Raw genomic sequence first — 22,563 nt, 5'->3', positions numbered from 1 at the left:
TGGCTGGTGTGCGGGGAGCGGTGCCGCGCACGGCGGGCGGCCGGGCCGCGGGGCGCGGCCGGTCCGTGCGGCGGGTCACTTGACGGCGCCCGCGGTGAGGCCCGCCACCAGATAGCGCTGGAGCAGCAGGAACCCGGCGACCACGGGCACGCTCACCACGAGGGAGGCGGCCATGACCTGGTTCCAGTAGACGTCGTTCTGGGTGGCGTAGCCCTGGAGCCCGACCGCGAGGGTGCGGGTGGTGTCGTTGGTCATCACCGAGGCGAAGAGCACCTCGCCCCAGGCGGTCATGAACGCGTACACCGCGACGGCGACGATGCCGGGGAGCGCGGCGGGCACGATGACCCGCACCAGTGCGCCGAGCGGACCGCAGCCGTCGACCTTGGCCGCCTCGTCCAGGTCCCGGGGCACCGAGTCGAAGTACCCGATGAGCATCCAGATCGAGAACGGCAGCGAGAAGGTCAGATACGTGATGATCAGCCCGATCCGGGACCCGAAGAGCGCGATGCCGGTGGCGTTGCCGATGTTGACGTAGATGAGGAACAGCGGGAGCAGGAAGAGGATGCCGGGGAACATCTGCGTGGACAGCACCGTGACAGTGAAGGCGCGCTTGCCCCGGAAGGAGTACCTGCTCACCGCGTACGCCGCGAACACGGCGATGATCACCGAGCAGACGGTCGCCGTGCCGGCCACGATCAGCGAGTTCAGGAAGTAGTCGGCGAGCGGGACGGTCTTCCAGATGTCGAGGTAGGGGCGGATGGTGAGCCCCGAGGGGATCCACTGGAACTTCCCCGACACGTCGGCCAGCGGCTTCAGCGAGCTGGAGACCATCACGAACACCGGCAGCAGGACGAACACCGTGAGCAGGGTGAGGAAGATCCTGCGGCTCCAGAGGAAGGAGGCCGGGGCCGCCATGGGGGAGCGGGGGGCGCGCTTCGCGAGCTCAGGCATCGCCTGCCTGCCTTCCTCGGGAGGTGATCGTCAGATAGACCCCGGTCACGACCAGCAGGAACAGCAGCAGCAGGACCGACATGGCGGAGCCCGTACCGAAGTTCCAGGTCTGGAACGAGGACTGGTAGATGTGCAGTGAGATCAGGTCCGCGGACTCCGGTGCGGCTTTCCCGAACAGCACGAATGGTGTGTTGAAGTCGTTGAAGGTCCACAGGAACAGCACCAGCACCAGCACCTGGTTGACCGGCCGCAGCGACGGCAGGGTGATCTTCCGGATCTGCTGCCAGATCCCGGCGCCGTCCAGTGCGGCGGCCTCGTACAGGTCGCGCGGGATGTTCTGCAGCCCGGCCATCACGATCAGGAAGGCGAACGGCCAGCCCTTCCACACCGACACGACGAGCAGGGTGATGAAGGCGTTGTCGCCGATCAGCCAGAACGGCGGACTGTCGGTGAGCCCGAGCTGGTCGTGCAGCACGTGGTTGATCAGGCCGTTGTCCCGCTGGAACATGAACGCCCAGGTGATGACTGCCGCGTAGACCGGCAGTGCGTACGGCACCAGGAAGATCGTGCGCAGCAGACCGCGGCCCCGGAAGTTCTCCTGCAGGAAGACCGCGGCGCTCACCCCGAGCAGCCAGCACAGAGCGACCGAGAAGAGGGTGAACAGACAGGTGGTGAAGAAGGACTTGAGCAGCGCCTCACCCACCGGCGCGCTGAAGTCGACCGAGATGCCGTAGTTGTCGAGCCCGGCCCAGGGGGCGGTGCTCCAGTCACGGATGTAGAACTGGGTGAGCTCCTTGAAGCTGACCACGATGCCGATGACCATCGGCACCAGGTGGACCAGGAGTTCGAGCAGCAGGGCGGGAAGCAGCAGCAGGTAGGGCAGTCCGATGCGGCGGAGCCGCCCGAAGCGCGGCGCGCGTGGCGCCGGCGCTCCGGGACGGTCCTTGGCTGCCGTCCGCTCACCCGCTTCGGGTGCGGCGATGGTGGTCATGGGAGATCCGGGCTCACTTCTTGGGCATCTGCTGCTGGGCCTTTTCGAGCTTCGCCTTGACCGACGCGGTCGTCACCGGACGGCCGGCCGCCGCGTCCGCGAACAGCTCCTTGACCGCGGTGCCCACGACCGTCTCGAACTGCGACTCCTCGGGGACCTGCGGCAGGGCGGCGGCGCTGGTGGCGAGGGTCTCGCGGAGCGCCTTGGTGGCGGGGCCGTTGAACGCGGGGTCCTCCTGCGCGGTCTTGACCGGCGGGATGGAGCCGTAGGCCTTGTTGAGGATCTTCTGCTCGGTGTCGCTGCCCATGAACTTGACGAACTTCATGGCGCCGTCGGAGTTCTTGGTGTTCTTGAACACCGCCATGTTGATGCCGGCGACCATGGAGTTGGTGTTCTTGCCCTGGCCGGGGGCGCCGGAGACGACGGGTGCCGGCACCACGCCCCACGCGTCGTCTGCCATGCCCTGCGCCTTGAAGGTGGCGGACGCGGTCTGCCAGAGCACCATCGCCGTCTTGTCCTTGGCGAAGTCGCTCAGTGACTGGTTCTGCGCGTACTCGGCGTTGCCCGGCGCCACGATCTTGTGGGCGGCCATCAGGTCGATGTACTGCTTGACGGCCGCGACCGCGCCCTCGGAGGTGAAGTCGGCCTTGCCGTCGGGGGTGAAGAAGTCCGCACCGTGCTGCTTGCCGAGGACGAAGACCTGGTGGATGTTGTTGGAGAGGTTCGACCCCTCCACACCGATCGCCGACCTGCCGTTCTTGGTGAGCTTCTTGCCGGTCGCGATCAGCTCGTCCCAGGTGGTCGGGGGCTTGGTGATGCCCGCTTCCTTGAACAGCTTCTTGTTGTAGTAGAGCGCGTACGCCATCGAGTACAGCGGCACGGCGGCCGGCGGCTTGCCCGCCACGCCCGTGGAGCCGAGGGCGGACTCGACGTAGCGGTCCTTGCCGCCGATCTTGGCGAAGTTGGCGTCGTCCCAGTCGAGCAGGGCGCCGCTGGACTGGAGCGAGGCGCTCCAGGTGTTGCCTATGTTGAGGACGTCCGGGCCCTGCCCCGAGGTCGTCGCGGTCAGGATGCGGTTGAGGAGGTCGGCCCAGGGGACGACCTCCAGCTTGACCTTGATGCCGGTCTGCTTCTCGAACTTGTCGAGCTCGGGCTGGAGGACCTTCTTGTCCACCTCGATGCTGGCGCCCTGGTTGGAAGCCCAGTACGTGAGGGTCTTGGGCTGGTCGTTGGACCCGCCACCGGTCGAGCCGCCTCCGCAGGCTGCCGCGGAGAGGACGAGGGAGAGCGTGACGGCACCGACGGCTGCGGCTCTGATTCTGGGCATGGCTCCAGGGCCTTTCGATGAGGCTGAAGTCGCCGTTGGGGAACCGAAGTTGACCGGTACTCGTTCAACTCCTGAAGTGCCCCATGGCTTAATTTATGGTGTGAGTTAAACCTCAAGCGAATGTCGCGTCAAGGGCTTCGGCAGAGGTATGTTGCGGTCAGGTTTCGAGAAGATGGTGGGCAGACGATGGCGAGCGGCGGACGGACTGTGCGTGACCTGCGGCGGGAAAACCGGACCGCGGTTCTGCAACGGTTGTATTTCGACGGCCCGTTGAGCCGGTACTCCCTGGGGCCGGCGACCGGGCTGAGCTCCGGCTCGGTGAGCAACGTGGTGACCGAACTCGTCGCCGACGGCCTGGTGGAGGAGGCGGGCAGCGTGGACTCGGCAGGCGGCCGCCCCCGCATCCTGCTGCGGATCGCGCCGGACAGCGGCTACATGATCGGCGTCGACATCGGTGAGACACGTATCCGGGTCGAGCTGTTCGACCTCGCCCTGTCCGAACTCGCCCGCGTGGAACGCCCCTTGGGCAACACCGGCCCCCGGCGCACCGACCGCTACGACGTCAACGTGGTCGTCGCCCACCTCCGCGACGGCATCACCGAGGTCCTGGCCCAGGCGGGCATCGAACCCGAACGCCTCCTGGGCGTGGGGGTCGGTGTTCCCGGCATCGTCGCCAGGACCCCCGAGGACGGGGCCGTCGTGCACGGCCAGACCGTCGGCTGGGACGCGGTGCCGCTGGAGCGGCTGCTCCGCGAATCGGTCCAACTGCCGGGCAGCGTCCCGTACTACATCGACAACGGCGCGAAGACCCTCGGCCAGGCCGAGATGTGGTTCGGCGCCGGACGCGGCGCCAGGGACGCGGTGGTGGTCCTCTTCGGCTCGGGTGTCGGCGCGTGCGTCGTCAGCGACGACGTGAATCCGGGACGCGCCGTGGAGTGGGGCCATCTGACCGTGCGGGTCAAGGGCCGCCGCTGCCGGTGCGGGGCGCAGGGCTGCCTGGAGGCGTACGCGGGGGCCGAGGCGCTCCTGGACCGCTGGGCCGAGGCGGGCGGGCGGCCCCCGGCGGGCGCCGACGAGGAGACCGCGCTCACCGCGATGCTCGCCGCCGCCTACCCGCCGCCGCACGAGGACGGCACGGCCGCGGAGTCGGACGCCACCGCCCTCGCCGTCCTGGAGGAGACCGCCGAGTACCTGGGCGCCGGATTCTCCGACCTGATCAACCTCTTCCAGCCCGAACGCATCCTGGTCGGCGGCTGGGCGGGTCTCCAGCTCGGTGCCCGCTTCCTGGACCTGGTGCGGGCCCACGCCACGTCGTACGCCCTGAGCTACCCGGCGAGCCTGGTCACCGTCAGCCTCGGCACGCTGGGCCCGGACGCGGTGACCGTCGGCGCGGCGATCCTGCCGCTGGCCGACTTCTTCGCCCGTGGCGGCCACCCGGCCAGGGTCGAACCCGAGGAGCCGGCCCCGGCCTGGCAGCGGACGCTCCAGGAGCGGACGGCCCACTGAGGCGGCCGGTCCGGAGTGCTGCGGCCGGGTACGACCCTCCGGGCCGCGTGGCCGCCGGGCCCGGCCGCCGGAACCCGCTCAGCCCAGCCACGGCAAGGGATCGGTGTAGTAGCCGTCGAGCACCACCTCGAAGTGGAGGTGCGGGCCGGTGGACAGACCGGTGGAACCGACGTCCCCGAGCACCGTGCCGACGGTCACCGACTCGCCCCGCGCGACCCGCAGGACGGAGAGATGGCTGTACGTGGTCTGCAGGTGCTTGCCGCCGACGGAGCCGTGGTCGACCACGACCCGGTTGCCGTACGCCTTGGTCAGGCTCGCGAAGACGACCGTCCCCTGCCACGCCGCGGTCACCGGCGCGCCACGTCCCGCGGCGAAGTCGACCCCGGTGTGCAGCTTCGTCACCCCGGTCAGCGGATGGGCGCGGGTGCCGTACGGCGAACTGACCACCGTCGTCCCCACCGGCCGCCGGAGCATGCTCGGCGGTGGGGCTTGCGAACCCGGCGAGAGGTCCGACGCGTCGAACTCGGCGTAACCGGAGGCGAGTCGGCCGATCTCCTTGACGTAGGGAGCTGCCTTCGCCGGAACCCGTCCCGCGGTCTCCACGCTGCCGCGTCCCGCCGTGTACGCGGCGAGGGTGAGGTCGAGGAGCTCGCCGGTGACCGTTCCCCGGGTGCGGAGTTCGGCCATCTCCGCGGCGAGCGCGCAGTCCTGCCGGCCGAGAGCCATGATCGCGTCCGCCGCGTCCAGGGGCGACGACCGGCCGTTGCCGTCCGCGTCCCCGCCCCACACGCGCCACTGCGCGGCGCCGAAGCCCGCGATGCCGGTGGCGCCTGACAGTGCGGCGGAGTCGGTGTTCCAGCCGGAGCGCGCCTCGATCTGCGCGGCGAGCACCGAGGGCCGGACCGCGGCGCACTTCTTCGCCGCCTCCTTCAGCCAGGGCACATAGGACCTGTCCACCCGCTCCGCCGCCGTCGGGGGCCGCTCGTCCTGGCCCGCCGGCCCGTCGGAACCGGTGCCCGGCAGCCGCCCCGTCACGGTCAGGAAGACCGCGCAGCCGATCAGGACGGTCAGCCCCGGCAGCACCAGCAGCGTGAAGGGCCCGGGGCCGCGGCGCCGCCGGGGGGCCGCGGCGACGTCGTGCGGGGCGGCCACCTCGTGCGGGTGGTCGGTCGCGGCGTGCGGGCCGGCCTCTTCCTGGGCCGTCGCGCCGGGGTCCGGCCCGTGCCGGTCGGTCCCGTGCGGGTCGGTCCCGTGCGGGTCGGCCCCGTGCCGGTCGGCCTCGTGCTGGGCGGGGGACGGGTGGTTCACCGGTCGGAGCACTTCCTGGGCGCGAGGTGTGGCGGAGAGCGGGGGGCGCGTGGGCACGCGGACGCGGGCCGGTCCGCCGGACGTTACCGGCGTCCGGGCCCGGCGTCAGGGTGCGGGGAGGCAGGGGCGGGGGGCCGTTCGGGCAGCCCTTTCCGTACGGGAGACCTGGGCTCTCCTGCCCGCGCGGCCCGAGGTTCGCGCGCGGCCGTGGGCCCCGTACGGTCCGAGGCCCCTGTACGGTCCGAGGTTCGCACGCGGCCGTGGGCCCTGCGCGGCGGTGGGTACCGCGCGGCCGTGGACCCCGCGGCCGTGGGCCCCGGGCGCCCGGCGTCCGCCGTCACTCCCGTACCTGCGCGTCCAGGGCGTCCAGCGCCTTCCCCAGCCCCGTCCTGCGCCGTATGCCCAACTTGCGGTACGTGTGCGTCAGGTGGGTCTCGACGGTGCGCAGCGCAACCCGCAGCAGCCCGGCTATCTCCGCGTTGGTACGACCGTCCGCGGCCAGCCGCGCGACCCGCTCCTCTCCCGGGGTGAGCGCGCCGGAACGCGTCGCGGGGCGGTAACCCGCGGACTCCAGCGCCCGCTCGGCGCGCAGCCGCAGCCGTACGGCACCGAGCCGCCCCGCCCGCGCGGCCGCCTCCCGCAGCAGTGTGTCGCCCTCCGCGGCCCCGCCGGCGGCCACCAGCTCGCGCCCCCGCGCCAGCAGCGCCTCCACCAGTTCGGTGTGGGCCGGTGAACCGCGCAGCACGTCCACCGCCTCCCCGAGCAACTCCCGCCCCCGCGCCCCGCCGACCGCCAGCCCCAGCACCCGCAGCGCCCGCCCCGTCGTGCGCGGGGTGCGCCACACCCCGGCCAGCCGCAGCTCCTCCTCCGCCAGGGCGACGGCGTGGTGGCGCGCGCCCAGCCGGAGCTGGCACTCGGCAGCCGCCGTCCGCCACGGAGTGACCACAGGGCTGACCACGCCACGGGTGGACTGCCGCCGGCCGCACTCCAGGAAGTCGTGCAGCGCCGCGGAGTGCTCCCCCCGCGCGGCCCGGTGCAGCCCGCGCGCGTACAGGAAGCGGTTCAGCTCCCAGGAGTCGGCGGCCCCGCCCAGGTCGAAGCTCTCGGCGAAGTGCTGTGCCTCCTGCGTACGGCCGGTCTCCACGAGGGCGACGAGGGCGTGCGCGTCGATGTTGGCGGGGCCCCGCCCGCGCAGCGCGGCGGGACGGGTCCGGGAGACGGCGAGCAGCCTGCCGTACGAGCCGCGGGCGGCCGCGATGTCGATCCGGGTGTTGTGCAGCGCGTGGTGCGTGGGGTGCAGCAGGGAGGGGCGCAGGCCCACCAGGCCGCGGTCCACGAGGCGGTCCGCCTCGTCCAGTTCGTCCGCCCACTGGGCGACCGCCGCGACCGTACCGAACAGGAACGGCTCGGACAGCGGATCGGCCGGCTCGGCGAGCAGCGCCCGGATCCGCCGGGTGGCCTGGCGCGCCGAGCAGGCGCCCGCCGTGGCGGCGTGGCGCAGCAGCAGCGCCCGGCCGGCCGCGCCCACCGTTTCCGGGCTGTGCTCCGCCGTGTCGGCCAGCCACTCGTACGCCTCCCGGCGCATCGTCAGATTCCGGTCGGAGAGCAGGACGTACGCGGCGCGGGCCGCACGGGCCGGCTCCGGGTGGCCGGCCAGCTGACCGGCGACGCTGCGCAGCACCTCCGCACCGGCCCCGCTCTCGCCGCGTCCGAAGAGAGCGGTGCCGAGCGCGATCGCGGTGTGCGCGCGCTCCTGCGGGGCGACCGGCAGGTGCAGCGCCTCCGCGAGGTGCGGCACGCCGTCGGCGGCGGCCGCGGTGGCGTACTCGAGGGAGCCGAGCTCCGTCAGCACGCGCTGCCTGTGCCCGTCGGGCAACGGCTCCCGCAGGGCCCGGCGCAGGTAGCGCACCGCGTCGTCGGCCCTGCCGCCACCCAGGGCGGCCGTCGCGGCATCACGCAGGACCGTGGGCACCCAGGGGGCTCCGGCGGGGTCGACGTGGAGCAGTTGCCGGGCCACCGGCTCGGCGCTCTCGCCCCGTTGCAGCATCGTCTCGGCCGCCGCGCGGTGTGCCTCCTGCCGACGGGCGACGGGCCAGCCGCTGAGGACCGCGTCCCGCAGCAGCGGGTGGGGGTAGCGGGCCGGGCGGCCGGGCCCGGCGCCCACCAGCAGCCCGAGCCCCGTCATCGCGGCCAGCCACCCGGACGTCCTGGACGCGTCGGCCCGAGCGGCCCCGGCCAGCACTTCGGGACCGGGCGCGCTGGGCTCCCGGGCGCGGGGCGGCTCGGCGTCGGGGCCCAGGGGGTCGGGCCGCGAGGGGTCCTGCGGCAGGGCGTCGGGTCGTGTGGGGTCCTGCGGTCGGGCGTCGGGTCGTGTGGGGTCCTGCGGCCAGGCGTCGGGCCGGGTGGGGTCCTGCGGTCGGGCGTCGGGCCGCGCGGGGTCCTGCGGCCCGTCCGGGGCGCGCTCCAGCGTGGCGAGCGTCCTGGCCACGCGTGCCGTGTCCGGTCCCGCGCTCTCCAGCCACCAGGAGACCGCCGCCCGGAAGGTGCCGGGGTAGAGCGCGGCGCACGACTCGGGCACGGCGGACGGCGGAACGTCCGCCAGGTCCTCCAACAGGGCGTGCAGCAGCAGGGGATTGCGCGCACCCGCCCTTACGACGGACGCGGTCCACTGCTCGTCGGCGTCCGGCCGGGCGTCGCGCACCAGGGCCGTGGCCGCCGCGTCGCTGAGCGGGGCGAGGCTGTGGGTGCGCAGCAGGTCGGGCGGCAGGGCATGGGCGAGCCCCGCGGGCCGCTGTTCGACGTCGAACTGGCTGCGCTCGGTGGCCACGACGAGTACCGGTAAGTCGTCGATGCGCCGGGCGGTCTCGGCGAGCCAGGCCCGCGACTCGTCGTCGGCGAGGTGGGCGTCGTCGACCGCCAGCAACAGCGGCCCGTCCGCCGCGTACCCGCACAACTCCTCCCAGAGCAGCTGGGCGTCCGGGCGCACGGCCCGACCGGGGCCGGATGCCTGGTCGCAGGTGAGGACGCCGGCCGAGTCCCCGTGCGGGGAGGGGATTTGGGCCGCGGGCGGGCGATGGGCCTCTCGCGGGCGACCGGTCCCGCTCGCCAGCAGCCGTCGGACCGTGGCCAGCGGTCCGCTGGTGCCGTCCGGCGAGCAGCGGGCCCGCAGCACCCGCAGGCCCTGGCCGGCCGCGTACTGCGCCGCCGCCTCCAACAGGGCCGTCCGGCCGGTGCCGGTGGCTCCGCGGAGCAGGACGAGACGGCCCCGGCCGCTCTTGGTCCGCCCGGTCTCGGCGGCGAGCATCGCCAGAGCGTCCGTACGCTCCCGCAGCGGTCCGGTCATGGCATCCTCCTGCTGTTCTTCGGCCCGCGAACCGCCGCGGCCACGGTGCGGCGACCACGAGGGGCCGGTACCGCGGGGCAACGCCCCAGGTCCTGCGGGACACGGAGGGCCGGGTCCCGGGGGGCACCGGCTCCCCGGCGCGGGGGCCCGGCCGCGCCGGTCCTGCGGGGCAACCGGATCGGCCCGTACGGACGCTGGTCGTGGCGGACGCTTCGTGATGGGGTACAGGGTGGGGGCGCCCCTTGCCTCGTGGTCGTGCTCGTGGTTCTCCACGATTGCGCCCGCCGGGCCCACCTGGTCAGGATGGGGACGACCACGACCAACAAGCCCTCCGGCCTGCGCCGGAAGGTGAACCGCACACATGGGGGAGCCGGTTGAGCCAGGCATCCGGGACGCTCGCACGCGACGCACGGGAACGAATATCCGTGACGGTGACGGCCCCCGACCCCCTCACCCGTGAGGGCGCCGTGAGCCAGCTGCGCCGCCAGCCGGAGATCGAGCTGCGGGACGAGCCGGGACCCGGCACGGTGGCTCTGCTGATCGAGGACGGGCTCGACGAGGACGCCTTCGCACGGTTGCGCCGCGTGGTGCGCAGCGAGGGTGCGCGCGCCGTCCTCGTGGTGGGCGCGATCCGCGAGAGCGACCTGCTGGACGTCATCGAGGGCGGCGTCAGCGCCGTCGTCTGGCGCCGCGAGGCCACCGGGCACCGTCTGTTGCAGGCACTGCGCGTCGCCGCGCGGGGCGACGGCGACCTGCCCGCCGACCTGCTCGGCCGGCTGATCAGCCAAGTGGGCACGCTGCACAGGGGTATCACCGGCACGACGGGGCCGGTGCTCGGTCTCGCTCCGCGCGAGGCCGATGTCCTGCGGCTGGTGGCCGACGGGTTCGACACGGGGGAGATAGCCGGAAAGCTGTCCTACTCCGAGCGCACCGTCAAGAACGTCATGCACGGTCTGACTACTCGGCTGCACCTGCGCAACCGTGCGCACGCGGTGGCGTACGCCCTGCGGCAGGGCTACATCTGACCGAAAAGACGGCATTGCCTTTCGTGGGCGCCAATATCTGACTGAACAGGCAACTTATCAGGCCCGGTGTCGTCTTGAGCGGCCTGGTGTGCCCACCGGCCCGCCGCCGGCAGCGAGTGGAAGAGAGCACGACGGTGATCCACGAAGTGGACGAGGTCCTCAAGGGACTCCTGAGCGGCGGCGCACTGACCGGGGCGGGGATCGACGTGTCCTTCGAGACCCCGAACCGGGAGTGGGCGGCGCGCAGGACAGGACCGGCGATCAATGTCCACCTGTACGACATCAGGGAGGATCTGAGCCGTCGTCAGCGCGGCCAGATGCCGGTGCGCGACAGCCGTGAAGTCGTGGTGCGCCGGCGCACGCCGCCGCGCTGGTTCCGGCTCTCGTACCTGGTGAGCGCCTGGACGAGGGCGCCGCAGGACGAACACAGGCTGCTGTCCGCCGTGTTGGCGACGCTACTCCCGCACGAGCTGCTGTCGGCCGACCAACTGCCGCCCGCGCTGCGGGAGCTGGGGCTCGCGATGCCGCTCACCGTGGCGAGCGCGCAGTCCGAGGCGAGGTCCTTCGCCGAGATCTGGTCGGCCTTCGGCGGCGAACTCAAGCCCTCGCTCGACGTGGTGGTCACCGTGCCCTTCCCGGCGTTCCCGGAGTACGACGCGGGCCCGCCGGTCACGGAAGGCGCGACGGTACGGGTCCGCGGGACGAACGACGACCCACCGCTGACCGGCGGGCGTTCCCACCGCCCGCACCACCTCGCGGCAGCCCGCGAGGCCCACCGCGCCGCGAACACCCCGCACACGGAGAAGTGATGGCCCCGCACACGGGAGAGACGACGGGCCCGTCGGCCATGTCACGCACGTCCACCGAGCGTCCGCCGAACGCCCGAGGGAGCAGCTCCGAGGCCGACCGACCGACCGGCCGGGGAGGCGGCGCGCGTGGGGCGGGGGCCGGCCGGGGGGCGTCCGGACCTGGGCACGATTCGACCGACGTGCGCGGGACGGGGGACCCCGCGGGCGGTCCTGTGCCCACCACCGGTGACGCCTCGGCGGCGCTGCTCACCAGGCTCGCCCGCCTGCGCGAACGGATCGCCGCCCTGGTCGAGGACCGCGCCGCCGGGGACCCCACCGCCGACGACCCGCTGCGCGGCCTGTACGTGTCCGAGGACACCGTGCGCCGCCTCCTGCGCACGGGACCGTCGGCGCACAACGTACGTGCGGCGCACGACTTTCCCGTCGAGCACGAGGGCCCTGGCGGCGAGAGGGGGGACACGGCTGACGATCGGCTCGGTTCCCTCGCCGCCGCCAGTACCGGGCTGTCGCAGGACGACCGACTCGGTTCCCTTGCCGCCGCCAGTACCGGGCTGTCGCAGGACGACCGACTCGGTTCCCTTGCCGCGCGTACCGGGCTGACCCAGGTCGACACCGCGATCCTGCTGCTTGCCCTCGCACCCGACCTCGACCGTGGTTTCGAGACGCTCTACGGCTACCTCAACGACGACGTCGGCCGGCGGCGCGCGACCGTCGGGCTGGTGCTCGACGTGTGCGGACTCTCCGTGGGCGACGCCGGGGCCCGGGAGCGGTTCCACCCGGCCGCGCCCCTCGTCCGGCTCGGCCTGGTGCGCGTCGAGGACCCGGACGCGCCCTTCCTCGGCCGCGTACTGCGCGTTCCCGACCGGCTGCTCGCCCACCTGCTGGGCAGCGAGACCCCGGACCCCGTACTGGCCCAGCACCTCCACCCCCTGCACCCCGCGGAGGACGACGCCCTCACCCTGCGCCTCGCCGCCCTCCTGGGGAGGGCCAGGCCGCCCTTGGTCTACCTGCGCGAGCGTCACGAGGGCGACGCACTGGCCTGCGCTGGCGCGGCGCTTGCCGCGGGCGGCCGGCCCGCACTGCACTTCAGCCCCGTCACCGCCACGGGGGCGAGCCGGCCACGCGCCGCCGACGGCTCGGCCGACGCGGGCGCGCGCACGGACGCCGGGGCCGCCACGCCCCCGCCGCCGGTGCGGGAGCTGCTGCTGGAGGCCCGGCTGCGCGGTTGCGCCGTCGTGGTGTCCCCGCTGCCCGCCGAACCCGCGCCGCTCGTCGCGGAGTTGGCCGCCGCGTCCGACGTTCCGGTCGTCCTCGCCGGATCCGTACCGTACGACCCGGGGTGGTGCGCGGAGGCCGCCCCGGTGATCCTGGAGGCGCCCGCCCCGCGCGCGAGCGCCCTCGACCAGTGGGCGACCGCGCTGGGGCTCGCCGGAACCGAGGGGCCGCGCGACGGCGCGGGCACAGTGCCCGGTTCCGGTTCCGGTTCCGGTTCCGGCCCCGGCTTCGACCTGGCCACCACCGTCGCCCCGTACCGGATGCGCGGTGACCGGGTGCGCAGGGCCGCCCGGTCCGCCCTGGACCTGGCGGCCTTCGACGGGACAGACCTGACCGCCGACCACGTACGGCTGGCCGCCCGGCAGCACTCCGCGTCCGGCCTGGAGCGGCACGCGCGGCGGATCGTGCCGGACGTCGGCTGGCAGGACCTGGTCCTGCCGGCCGCGTCGCTCGCGCATCTGCGCGAACTCGCCGTCCGCTCGCGGCACCGCGAGCGGGTGCTCGGAAGCTGGCGGCTCAGCGCGGGCGGCGGGCGCGGGCGCGGCGTACTGGCGCTGTTCGCCGGGGAGTCGGGGACCGGCAAGACCCTCGCCGCCGAGGTGCTCGCCGCTGACCTGGGGCTCGACCTGTACGTCGTCCAGCTCTCCTCGGTCGTCGACAAGTACGTCGGCGAGACGGAGAAGAACCTGGAGCGGATCTTCACGGAGGCCGACCGCACCGACGCCGTACTGCTCTTCGACGAGGCCGACGCCGTGTTCGGCAAGCGCTCGGAGGTCAAGAGCTCCCACGACAGGTACGCCAACCTGGAGAGCGCCTACCTGCTGCAACGCCTGGAGGCGTTCAACGGTGTCGCCGTGCTCACCACCAACCTGCGCGCCAACATCGACGACGCGTTCACCCGGCGTCTGGACCTGGTGGTGGACTTCCCCTTCCCGCAGGAGGACCAACGGCTCGCCCTGTGGCGGCACAGCCTGACCCATGTGCCGTGCGCGGACGACCTCGACCCCTCCGGCTGCGCCCGCGACTACGAACTGGCGGGCGGTTCCATCCGCAGCGCGGTGGTGACCGCCGCCTACGCGGCTGCCGCGCGCGGCGGCCCGGTGAACACGCACGACCTGGTGAAGGGCGCCCGGCGGGAGTACCGCAAGGCCGGCCGGCTCGTCATGGAGGACGTCGGCTGGTGAAGTGGGCCGGGGCGCCCGGGACTTGGGGTGCCCCGGCCCCGGCGGCCCGAGCGGTGGAGGAGAGAGGTTCGGGGCGGCAGGGACACCCGTCCCTACCGCCCCGAACCTCGCGTGAACTGCCCGGTCAGACGCTCAGCTTGACCGCGTCGATCCAGACGTTGTTGTCGTTGGTCCCGATGAAGAGGTACTGGGGGCGCGGGTCGGAGCAGATGCGGTCGCCCCACGTGTTGTTGCGGAAGTGGGCGACGTGGCAGACCTTGCCGCTGCCCACGTTGAGCGCCAGCCCGACGAAGTACGGCGGGTTCTTCTCCTTCGAGCCGATGTAGATGTCCTCCTCGTCGTGGAGGCGCGTCCAGTCCTTCATCCACCGGGGCCCCTTCGCGTCAGGAGCGGGGTCGTGCAGGTAGGCGTTGGCGGACGTGGCCTCCACACCGGTCACCGCGATGTTGAAGCCGGTGATCTTCTTGCCCTGGTTCGTGGTGCCGGAGAGGGCGCCGTCGCACACCGGCTTCTGCCACTTGCCGCCGGAGATGCGGGCGCGGTAGCAGATGTGCCGCCCACCGGGGTCGTCCTGGACGAGCCGGCGGATCGCCGTCGCCGCGGTTTCCACCGGCGGCGGCTTGGGGGCGTCCGGCTTCTTGGTCTCCTGCCCGCCGCCCTCCGGCTTCGGCTTCTCCTCGGCGACCGGGGGCGGCGCCACCGGGGCCGACGGCTTGGGCACGGCCGGCGCCGAGGGGCTGGGCGCCAGCGGGGCCCCGGCCGGCGCGGTCTGCTCGGTGGCGGCCGTCACCAGGGACGGCTTGTAGGCGATCCACAGCATGAGGAAGGTGATCGCGAGGGCGAAGGCGACCCCGAGGAAGGTGGCCAGCCAGCGCGGCAGGAAGCCGCGCTGCACGAAGGTCCCCTCCACGGTCTCCGGCGCCACCCCGGACCGCTGTACCGCGAGCGAGTACGGCCGTTGCTCCTTGGAGCCGAACCAGATGGTCTGCTTCGGCCGCAGCGTCATGTCGAGGAACACCGCGCGCCCCGGCTCGATCTGCGTGCTGCTCGGGCGGATCTCGTACGAGAGGTGGTCGCCGTTGTCGCTGCCGCTCACGGAGGCGGTGAGCTTGGTGTTGCCGAGGTTGTCCACCGCCAGGCGGGGACGGCCGCGCAGCCGCCCCCTGACGGTGGGCGGCACCAGCTCGGTCCGCATCTCGCTGAACGGAAGGATGGTCAGGTTGCCCTCGGGGACCGTCACCGCGTCCGGGTGCTCGGTCGGGGTGATCCGTACCGCGTACGGATTGGGCCCGGCCGTCGCGTCCGGGGTGCGCGGCGGCGAGAACGTCAGCTCGACGGTCCCCGTCGTGCCCGGATAGAGCCGCAGCGTGGGCGGCTCCACCACGGTCCAGGGCGCGAGGTCCCCGACGGGTTCGAAGCGGTACTCGTCGACGACGTCACCGGTGTTGCGCACCCGCAGGCGCACACGCGTGCTACTGCCGGGGTCGACGGTCGCGGATGGGGGTTCGAGGGAGGTCCAGAGGCTCACCCGGGCAGGCTAGGCGCCGACTGAGCGGGCGTCAGGAGGCTGACGGGCACGATCCGGTGCGCGATCGGGCGCTTCCGCGCAGCGGAACAGGCAGGCGGGCGGTACGGCGCGGGCCCGGCGGTGGACGCGGCGGGCCGGGGAGCCGTGGGGGCGGGTCCGGCGGGCAGGGAGCGGGTCCCGCCGGGTCCGTACCGGGAGCACCCCGGCCGTACCCGAACGCGCCCTTCCGGGCAACCGGGGTGCCCCCGGTCAGGCACCTGCGGACGTTTCGACCCGTGCGTCCCGCGCGTGAAGATCACAGTCGACCATTGGTTACCCCGAGGAGAGCAGAGCATGCCGTCGTACCTGTCGCCCGGTGTATACGTCGAGGAGGTGGCCAGCGGCTCGCGCCCGATCGAGGGGGTCGGCACCTCGGTGGCGGCCTTCGTCGGCCTCGCGCCGACCGGACCGCTGAACCAGCCGACGCTGGTCACCAACTGGACGCAGTACACGGCGGCCTTCGGGGAGTTCACCGACGGGTACTACCTCGCGCACTCCGTCTACGGCTTCTTCAACAACGGCGGTTCGGCCGCCTACGTCGTGCGCGTCGGCGGCTCCACCGAGGGAGCGGCCGGTGAGAGCGCGCCCCGGACCGAGGCACAGCCCCCGGCGGCTCCCGCGGCGCTGCCCGCGGCCGAGCCCCGCCAGCTGGGCACCTTCGTGGTCGCGGCCACCGGCGCCGGACAGAGCGGCAACCTGAGCGTCGAGGTCTCCGACCCCGAGGGCGAGGGCCCGGCCGAGCGCTTCAAGCTGGTCGTCAAGGACGGCGAGAAGCCGGTCGAGTCCTTCGACGTGAGTGCGAAGAAGGGCAACCGCTCCTACGTCGTCACGCAGGTCAAGGAGAACTCCAAGCTCATCACCGTGACCGAGGCCGCCCCGGCCGGTCAGCTGGCGCGCCCCGAGAACCAGTCGGTGGCGCTGCCCGCGCCGCCTCCGGCGCCCGTCGCAGCGCCCGCACCGGCACGGACGGCGTCCGCGACGACCACGGCGGGCCCCGCGCAGTACCTCGGTGACAGCGCCGACCGCACCGGCTTCGGCGGTCTGGAGGCCGTCGACGAGGTGTCCATGGTCGCGGTTCCCGACCTGATGGCCGCCTACCAGCGGGGCAGCATCGACCTGGAGGCCGTGAAGGCGGTCCAGCTCGGCCTCATCGCGCACTGCGAGCTGATGGGCGACCGGGTGGCGATCATCGACCCGCCGCCCTCCCTGAACGCCCAGCAGATCCGCGTGTGGCGACAGGAGACGGCCGGTTACGACTCCAAGTTCGCCGCCCTGTACTACCCGTGGATCAAGTCCTTCGACCCCGCGAGCGGCCAGACGCGCCTCGTCCCGCCGAGCGGTCACGTCGCGGGCGTCTGGGCGCGCAACGACTCCGAGCGAGGGGTGCACAAGGCCCCCGCCAACGAGGTCGTGCGCGGCGCCGTCGACCTCGAACTCCAGATCACCCGCGGCGAGCAGGACCTGCTCAACCCGATCGGGGTCAACTGCATCCGTGCGTTTCCCGGCCGCGGCATCCGCGTCTGGGGAGCCCGTACCCTCTCCTCGGACCCGGCCTGGCGTTACCTCAACATCCGCCGGTACTTCAACTACCTGGAGGAGTCGATCCTGATCGGCACCCAGTGGGTGGTGTTCGAGCCCAACGACCACCAGCTGTGGGCCAGGATCCGGCGCAACATCTCCGCCTTCCTCGTCAACGAATGGCGCGGCGGCGCCCTGTTCGGCGCGAAGCCGGAGGACGCCTACTACGTGAAGTGCGACGAGGAGACCAACCCGCCCGAGTCGGTCGACGTGGGCCGGGTGGTCTGCGAGATCGGCATCGCACCGGTGAAGCCGGCCGAGTTCGTGGTCTTCCGGCTGGCCCAGTTCTCCAGCGGCAGCGGAGAGCTGGAGGAGTAACTTCTCCCCTCTCCCCCTCCCGGCCGCCGCCGTCACGGCGGCGGCCCCCGGGCCTCTCCGTGACGGCAACGGCCTGCCCGGGGCGGCCCCCGGGCCCCTCCCGTACCGCCGCCACCCTCCCCTCCTCAGCACATCAGCGCGAAGGACCAGCACATGAGTCTCCAGCCGGGCGACGCCCTCACATCACACAACTTCGGCCTCCAGATCGACGGCGTCATGGTCGAGTACCTGGCCGAGGTCAGCGGACTCAGCCTGGAACAGGACGTCATCGAGTACCAGCAGGTCTCCGCCCAGGGCGTGCCCGTCGTCAAGAAGATGCCGGGCGTCCAGAAGGCGGGCAACTGCACGGTGGTCCGTGGCATGACGCAGTCCAAGGCGTTCAACGAGTGGATCAACCAGTCCGTACGGGGCGAGATGGGCAGCGCCCGCAAGAACGCCACGATCATGGTGATGGATTACCAGAACAACCCGGTCAAGCGGTACAACATGCGCAACGCCTGGTGCAGCAAGATCGACACCAGCTCCGTGAAGGCGGGCGAGGCGGCGGCGCTGACCGAGACCGTCACCATCACGTTCGAAGAACTGGTCATCGAATAATGCGGCGCACGGCTGTCCGGGCGGCGGGCGCAGCCGCCCCGCAGCCCGGCCCGGCACAGACGGCGGCGGACGGGGGAGCGGCGCAGGCCCCCGCGGCGCAGCCCGCGGGCGTCCCCGTGTCCTCCGCCCCGCCGCGGCGTCTGCAGACCGAGTTCCCCTTCGAGCTGCCCCGCGGGTACGTGGACGACGCGGGCACCCTGCACCGCGACGGCGTGATGCGTCTGGCCACCGCCCGGGACGAACTGGTCCCGCTGCGGGACGTCCGGGTCCAGGAGAACCCCGCGTACCTCTCCGTCGTGCTGCTCGGCCGGGTCATCACCCGGCTGGGCACGCTGGCGATGGTGCACGACGGGATCGTCGAGAACATGTTCGCCTCCGACCTGGCGTTCCTCCAGGACTTCTACCGCCAGGTCAACGCCGAGGGCCACACCCGTGCCGCGGTGGAGTGCCCGCACTGCGCGGAGCCCTTCGAGATCGACCTCGGCGGGAGCCGCCTGGGGGAATCGTGACGTACGCGACCGACCGGCTGCACGAGGAGGTCGCGTACGTCGCCTTCCACTTCCACTGGGGCCTGGAGGACATCCTGGACCTGGAACACCAGGACCGCCGTCGCTTCGTCGACCAGATCGCGTCCCTGGTGGCGCGTGGCTCAGGAGGCTGAACCATGGGTTTCCTGGACCGCTTGAGGCGGCTTCCGCAGAGTCAGGCGCAGGCCTCGGCGACCTCCTCGGACGCGCCGACGGAGGCGTCGGCCTCCCCGCTGCCCGCACCGGACGCGTCGGCCCACGCGCTGCCCGCGGCGGACGCTGCGCCGGCCGTCGGCGCCGGGGCACGTCCGGCGGCCTGGACGGCCCTGCCGCCGCTCCGGCGCGCGGTGTCGACGGGCGCCACCGGTGTCGCCGACACGGGCTTCCCCGACCGGCTCGCGACCTGGCAGAACCCGTCCTCCTCCGGCGCCGCCCGGCTCACTGTCCTCGACGGCGGCGCGGGCGCCATGCTCATCAACCCGCCTTCCCCACAACCAAGTTCACCTCCCGCGCAAGGGACCCGGACGGGCGCTCCTGCCGCCGTGCCGCGCACGGCACCGCAGCCTCCCGCGCCCGGACGCGGGAACGGTCGGGCGCACGGGCAGGCACCTGCCCGTACGAGTCCTGCGCACGTGTCCCCGGTCACCGTCCCGAGCCCGGTCACCGTCCCGAGCCCGGCCATTGGTCCCAACCCGGTCCGGGGGGCGCGGACGGCGGCCGCTCCGAGCGTCGCGGCGCCGCCCGTCTCGGCGCGGCAGGCCGGGAGGACACCTGGCTCGTTCACCACGTCTGCCTCCGCCCCGGTCCAGCGTCGTTCGCTGCCCGCCAGGCTGCCGTCGCGGGCCGCCGACCGGCCGGACACGCAGCCGTCGAGCGCTGCGGCGCAGCCGGCGTCCGCACCCGTACGGCCCGCCGCCTCCGCCGAGGCGCGCCGTGACGGCGGGGCGGACGACGGGACGGCGGAACCTGGCGGGAACGGTCCCAGGGGAGTGGGGGACCGGCCGACGGCCGTGCAGCCGGTGCCCGTACGACCGGCGTCGGTGCGGTCCGCACCCGTGCAGCCGACGTCCGTGCCGCCCCGGGTTTCGCCGGCCGCGCCGTTGTCCGCCCCGACCGCGCCGTCCGCGCAGGCCGAAGGGCCTCCGGCCGCGCGCGGTGAGCGGTCCGTACCGTCCGTGCAAACTTCGCAGACCGTACGGTCGGACCAGGGCGCCGGTGCGCAGCCGGCCGTCGTGCAGCGGGCGTCCGTGCCCCCGGCCGCAACGCCGCGCCTGCCTGCGCGTGAGGTGGCGGCGTCCAATGAGCCCCCGACGACCGTCCACCGTGCGGTCCCAACCGACACGGCCGCCTCCACTTCCGCCGCGCCGGTTCCGGCCGGCCGTACGCCTGCGCGTGCGCCTGCTTCTGCGCCGCGACCCGTGCCCGAGTCCGGCACGGCATCGCGACAGGCGCCCGGGTCCCCTGTCGTGCGCCCTGGTCCGCAGGGAGCGGAGCCCGTCGGTGGCAACGTGCCGAACCCCGGTCATCCCGGGCCGTCCAGCGGGCCCGCGGCCGAACCGGCGGCAGGCCGACCCGTACCCCCGGCGCCCGCGCCTTCCGCGCAAACGACCGCCTCGGCCCCTTCCCCGGCCGTACGACGACGAGTTGGTCCGGCACCGGACGCAGCCGCCGGTCTGCCAGGGGAAGCGGACGCGGTCCGTACGCCCTCCGTCCCTCCCGCCGGACAGAGTTCTACGCGGCAGGCCTCGCCCTCCGTGCAACGCGCGGTCGCGCCCGCCACCCTCCCGACGCCCGACGGCCCCGCGCGCGCTACCGGGCCGGTCGCCCCTGCGACGCGTAGGACCCCGGCCCGTCCGGCCGCACGTGCGGGGCTCGGGGCCCCGCTTCCCCCCGGCCACGCGCCCGCGCAGCCGTCCGCCGCGGGGCGTCCCGCCGTACCCCCTGCTTCCGGGACCCCCGCAGTCCCACCGGCCACGGCGGCCGGAACCCCCGCCCGAGGTCTCGGCCCCGCGCTCACGCCTACCGTGCAACGGTCTGCGATGCCCACGGCGCCGAATCCCACGGCGCCGAATCCCACGGCGCCGAATCCAACGGCCCCGAACCCCACAGCGCCGAATCCCACAGCTCCGATGCCTGCCCCACGCCCCACGGCGCCCGGCCCCGCCGCCGCCAACCCCCCTGCCCCGACCGCCGCGAGTCCCGTAACCGGCCGGCAGTCGCACGCCGGGCAGGCCCCCGCGGGTCCTGTGGCATCCGGCCACCGGCCGCCCGAGCCCGCCCACGCCCTCCCGGCCGCGCCGGCACCCAGCACCGCGGTACCCAGCACCCCGGCGTCCCCGCAGAAGTCGACGCCTCGCGACGCGACGACGGTACAGACCAGGGGGCTCGGTCCCGGGACTGCAAGCGCCGCGCCGAGCGGCTCTGCGGGGGTTCGGCTTCCGGCCGTCGCCCCGCGCCCCCAGCTCGGCGCACCTCTGCCCGCCCGTCCCGTACACGCGACCCCGCTCAGCGCCACAGCACAACCGCCACGCGCTTCCACACCAGGACCACCGCTCGCGCCCACCGCCGGAGCGCCCCTTGCACCCTCCGTCGGAGCGCCACTCGTGCCCACCGCCGGCCCGGCGTTGACGCCGCCCGTCGGCGCGCACGTCACGCCCTCCGTCGGCACACCCCTCACGCCCACCGCCCAGCCGCCCGCACCCCTCGCCACGCCCACGGCCGTGCCCCCGTCGACTCCCCACGCCACTCGCCCCATCGCCGTGACCGCGCCCATCACCGCGTCCTCCGCCGTACCGACGGCGCCCGCCGGCCCACCCCCGTCCGCAGCGGCTGCCCCGGCCATGCCCTCGATCCAGCGCAGCGCCGCTTCCGGTGTGCCCGTGAGGACCGTTCCCACCCCCGTCCCGCACGCCCCGGCACCGCGTACCAGCGCCCCGCCGGCCCACGCCGAGCCGGTCCGCCCCCTCGCTTCGGGCCCCGTGACTCCCCGCACCCCCGAGCCGGGAGCGTTCCAGCAGCCCGTACCGCACTTGTCCTCCGTGCGGCCCGCGCACGTGCCGCACCCGTCCTCCCTGCAGCCCGCGCACGTGCCGTCCGTGCAACGGCGTGCCGGTACCGTGCCGGTGCCCCTGCGGCGTGCCGCGCCCGGCGGGGCCGCTCTGCCCCTCGCGCGACCTCGCCCGGTTTCCGCACCGGCCGCGGGCGCGGTTCGAGCGGTTCCGCAGGCCGCCGCCGGGCTGCCCACCGTTCCGCCTCCCGGCGTCGGCGGCAGGGCGCCGGTGTCCGCGCCGCCGCCCGTTGCTCCCACCCCGTCGGCACCCATTCCGTCGGCACCTGCCTCGCCGGCCCCTGCCTCGCCCGTCGTGCAGCGTGCACCCGAGGCACTGGCCAAGGAGCCGCCGCCCGCCGAGCGGTCCGCCGCAGGGGGTACGCCTCCGCCTCCCCCGTACACACCGGGTGCGGCGCCGCCCACGCACGAGTCCGGGGGCCGGCCGCCGGCCTACAGCGCCGTGGCGGAGGGTGGCTTCGACCCGCGGACGCTGACCGACTTCCAGCTGGACGAGCTGACCCACCGGCTGACCGGCAGGATCACCAGGCTGCTGCGCACCGAACTGCGGCTCGACCGCGAACGGATCGGCAGACTGCGCGATCCCCGGATGTGAACACGCCACCCCGGGCCCGCACGCCGTGCTCCCGTACCGCCCGGCCGGGCCGTTCGCGCCGCAGGCGCCCCGTACCACCCGTTCCCCAGCTCCAGAAAGGCCCTGCGATGTCCCGCGATCTCGACCCGGGCTCCACCATCTTCTTCACCCTCACCATCGACGGCGAGAGCCTCGGGTTCTTCAACGGGTGCGAGGGACTGTCGTCCACCGTGGAGGTCGAGCAGCGCCAGGAGGGCGGCAACAACGGCTTCGTCTGGCAGCTGCCCTCGCGCGTCACCTTCTCCACGATCCGGCTCACCCGGCCGCTCACCCCGGACACCACGAAGGTCGCCAAGTGGATCTCGTCGGTGACCACCGGGGTCACCCGCCCCACCGCCCAGATCGCGGCGCTGCGCGCGGACGGGTCGGAAGTGGCCCGCTGGGGGCTGATCGACGTGCTTCCGGTCAGCTGGCAGGGGCCCTCCCTCGACCCCGCGAGTCCCTCGGTGGCGACGGAGGTCCTGGAGATCACCCACCACGGCTTCACCGACTGACCGCCCCCGGGGGACACGCGGGCCACCGGGCCGGCACGGGCCCAGGAGCGCGGCAGCACAGG

At 73.7% G+C, this 22,563-nt stretch carries 17 protein-coding genes; 10 read left to right on the top strand and 7 right to left on the bottom strand.

What is annotated here, in order from left to right; translation table 11 throughout:
* Positions 1-75 precede the first annotated feature (75 nt).
* The 3 genes from ACIQM4_RS30230 to ACIQM4_RS30220 are packed head-to-tail and all read right to left on the bottom strand — an operon-like array spanning position 76 to position 3,269.
* Positions 76-915, bottom strand: coding sequence for a carbohydrate ABC transporter permease (locus ACIQM4_RS30230; protein ID WP_401598280.1), 840 nt, complete (start codon positions 913-915; stop codon positions 76-78).
* A 28-nt stretch (positions 916-943) separates the two neighbouring features.
* Complete coding sequence (locus ACIQM4_RS30225; protein ID WP_401598136.1) at positions 944-1,942, bottom strand: carbohydrate ABC transporter permease; 999 nt, start codon at positions 1,940-1,942, stop codon at positions 944-946.
* Between the two features lie 13 nt (positions 1,943-1,955).
* Positions 1,956-3,269, bottom strand: a complete 1,314-nt coding sequence (locus ACIQM4_RS30220) for an ABC transporter substrate-binding protein (RefSeq protein ID WP_401598135.1) — start codon at positions 3,267-3,269, stop codon at positions 1,956-1,958.
* 186 nt (positions 3,270-3,455) lie between these two features.
* Here ACIQM4_RS30220 and ACIQM4_RS30215 point away from each other — a divergent pair, with 186 nt between their 5' ends.
* Complete coding sequence (locus tag ACIQM4_RS30215; RefSeq protein ID WP_401598134.1) at positions 3,456-4,775, top strand: ROK family protein; 1,320 nt, start codon at positions 3,456-3,458, stop codon at positions 4,773-4,775.
* Between the two features lie 78 nt (positions 4,776-4,853).
* Here the strand turns inward: ACIQM4_RS30215 and ACIQM4_RS30210 are convergent, their stop codons facing one another.
* Together ACIQM4_RS30210 and ACIQM4_RS30205 are read right to left on the bottom strand one after the other, a co-directional pair.
* Positions 4,854-6,083, bottom strand: a complete 1,230-nt coding sequence (locus tag ACIQM4_RS30210; RefSeq protein WP_401598133.1) for a M23 family metallopeptidase — start codon at positions 6,081-6,083, stop codon at positions 4,854-4,856.
* Positions 6,084-6,420: 337 nt separating this feature from the next.
* Positions 6,421-9,426: an AAA family ATPase gene (locus ACIQM4_RS30205; protein ID WP_401598131.1), complete on the bottom strand. Its 3,006-nt coding sequence runs from the start codon at positions 9,424-9,426 to the stop codon at positions 6,421-6,423.
* Between the two features lie 374 nt (positions 9,427-9,800).
* On the opposite strand from ACIQM4_RS30205, the gene ACIQM4_RS30200 reads away from it, so the two are divergent.
* The 3 genes from ACIQM4_RS30200 (at position 9,801) to ACIQM4_RS30190 (ending at position 13,719) form a co-directional block, all read left to right on the top strand.
* Positions 9,801-10,451: a LuxR C-terminal-related transcriptional regulator gene (locus ACIQM4_RS30200; RefSeq protein ID WP_401598129.1), complete on the top strand. Its 651-nt coding sequence runs from the start codon at positions 9,801-9,803 to the stop codon at positions 10,449-10,451.
* Positions 10,452-10,585: 134 nt separating this feature from the next.
* Complete coding sequence (locus tag ACIQM4_RS30195; RefSeq protein ID WP_401598127.1) at positions 10,586-11,260, top strand: DUF4255 domain-containing protein; 675 nt, start codon at positions 10,586-10,588, stop codon at positions 11,258-11,260.
* Between the two features lie 179 nt (positions 11,261-11,439).
* Positions 11,440-13,719, top strand: a complete 2,280-nt coding sequence (locus ACIQM4_RS30190) for an ATP-binding protein (protein WP_401598126.1) — start codon at positions 11,440-11,442, stop codon at positions 13,717-13,719.
* A 124-nt stretch (positions 13,720-13,843) separates the two neighbouring features.
* On the opposite strand, the gene ACIQM4_RS30185 is transcribed toward ACIQM4_RS30190, so the two are convergent.
* A complete protein-coding gene (locus ACIQM4_RS30185) occupies positions 13,844-15,247 on the bottom strand; it encodes a hydrolase (RefSeq protein ID WP_401598124.1) in 1,404 nt (467 codons plus the stop codon).
* A 333-nt stretch (positions 15,248-15,580) separates the two neighbouring features.
* On the opposite strand from ACIQM4_RS30185, the gene ACIQM4_RS30180 reads away from it, so the two are divergent.
* The 4 genes from ACIQM4_RS30180 to ACIQM4_RS30165 all read left to right on the top strand — a co-directional run bounded on the left by ACIQM4_RS30180 (position 15,581) and on the right by ACIQM4_RS30165 (position 18,440).
* On the top strand, positions 15,581-17,182 hold the full coding sequence (locus ACIQM4_RS30180; protein WP_401598122.1) for a phage tail sheath subtilisin-like domain-containing protein: 1,602 nt from the start codon (positions 15,581-15,583) through the stop codon (positions 17,180-17,182).
* 153 nt (positions 17,183-17,335) lie between these two features.
* Positions 17,336-17,779, top strand: coding sequence for a phage tail protein (locus ACIQM4_RS30175; protein WP_362421830.1), 444 nt, complete (start codon positions 17,336-17,338; stop codon positions 17,777-17,779).
* Positions 17,779-18,288 (top strand): hypothetical protein, encoded by a 510-nt coding sequence (locus ACIQM4_RS30170; protein WP_401598120.1) that lies wholly within the window; start codon positions 17,779-17,781, stop codon positions 18,286-18,288. Before ACIQM4_RS30175 ends, ACIQM4_RS30170 begins: the two co-directional genes overlap by 1 nt.
* Positions 18,285-18,440 (top strand): DUF6760 family protein, encoded by a 156-nt coding sequence (locus tag ACIQM4_RS30165; protein ID WP_401598118.1) that lies wholly within the window; start codon positions 18,285-18,287, stop codon positions 18,438-18,440. Before ACIQM4_RS30170 ends, ACIQM4_RS30165 begins: the two co-directional genes overlap by 4 nt.
* A 41-nt stretch (positions 18,441-18,481) precedes the next feature.
* Here the strand turns inward: ACIQM4_RS30165 and ACIQM4_RS30160 are convergent, their stop codons facing one another.
* Complete coding sequence (locus tag ACIQM4_RS30160) at positions 18,482-18,781, bottom strand: hypothetical protein (protein WP_401598117.1); 300 nt, start codon at positions 18,779-18,781, stop codon at positions 18,482-18,484.
* 2,887 nt (positions 18,782-21,668) lie between these two features.
* Here ACIQM4_RS30160 and ACIQM4_RS30155 point away from each other — a divergent pair.
* Positions 21,669-21,968, top strand: a complete 300-nt coding sequence (locus ACIQM4_RS30155; RefSeq protein WP_401598115.1) for a hypothetical protein — start codon at positions 21,669-21,671, stop codon at positions 21,966-21,968.
* A gap of 107 nt (positions 21,969-22,075) precedes the next feature.
* Positions 22,076-22,501: a phage tail protein gene (locus tag ACIQM4_RS30150; protein WP_401598113.1), complete on the top strand. Its 426-nt coding sequence runs from the start codon at positions 22,076-22,078 to the stop codon at positions 22,499-22,501.
* Positions 22,502-22,563: the final 62 nt, after the last annotated feature.

The sequence above is a fragment of the Streptomyces sp. NPDC091272 genome (assembly GCF_044757485.1).
Taxonomy (GTDB): Bacteria; Actinomycetota; Actinomycetes; order Streptomycetales; family Streptomycetaceae; genus Streptomyces.
The sequence above is the reverse complement of the archived record's forward strand: the minus strand, read 5'-3'. Positions and strand labels throughout refer to the sequence as shown.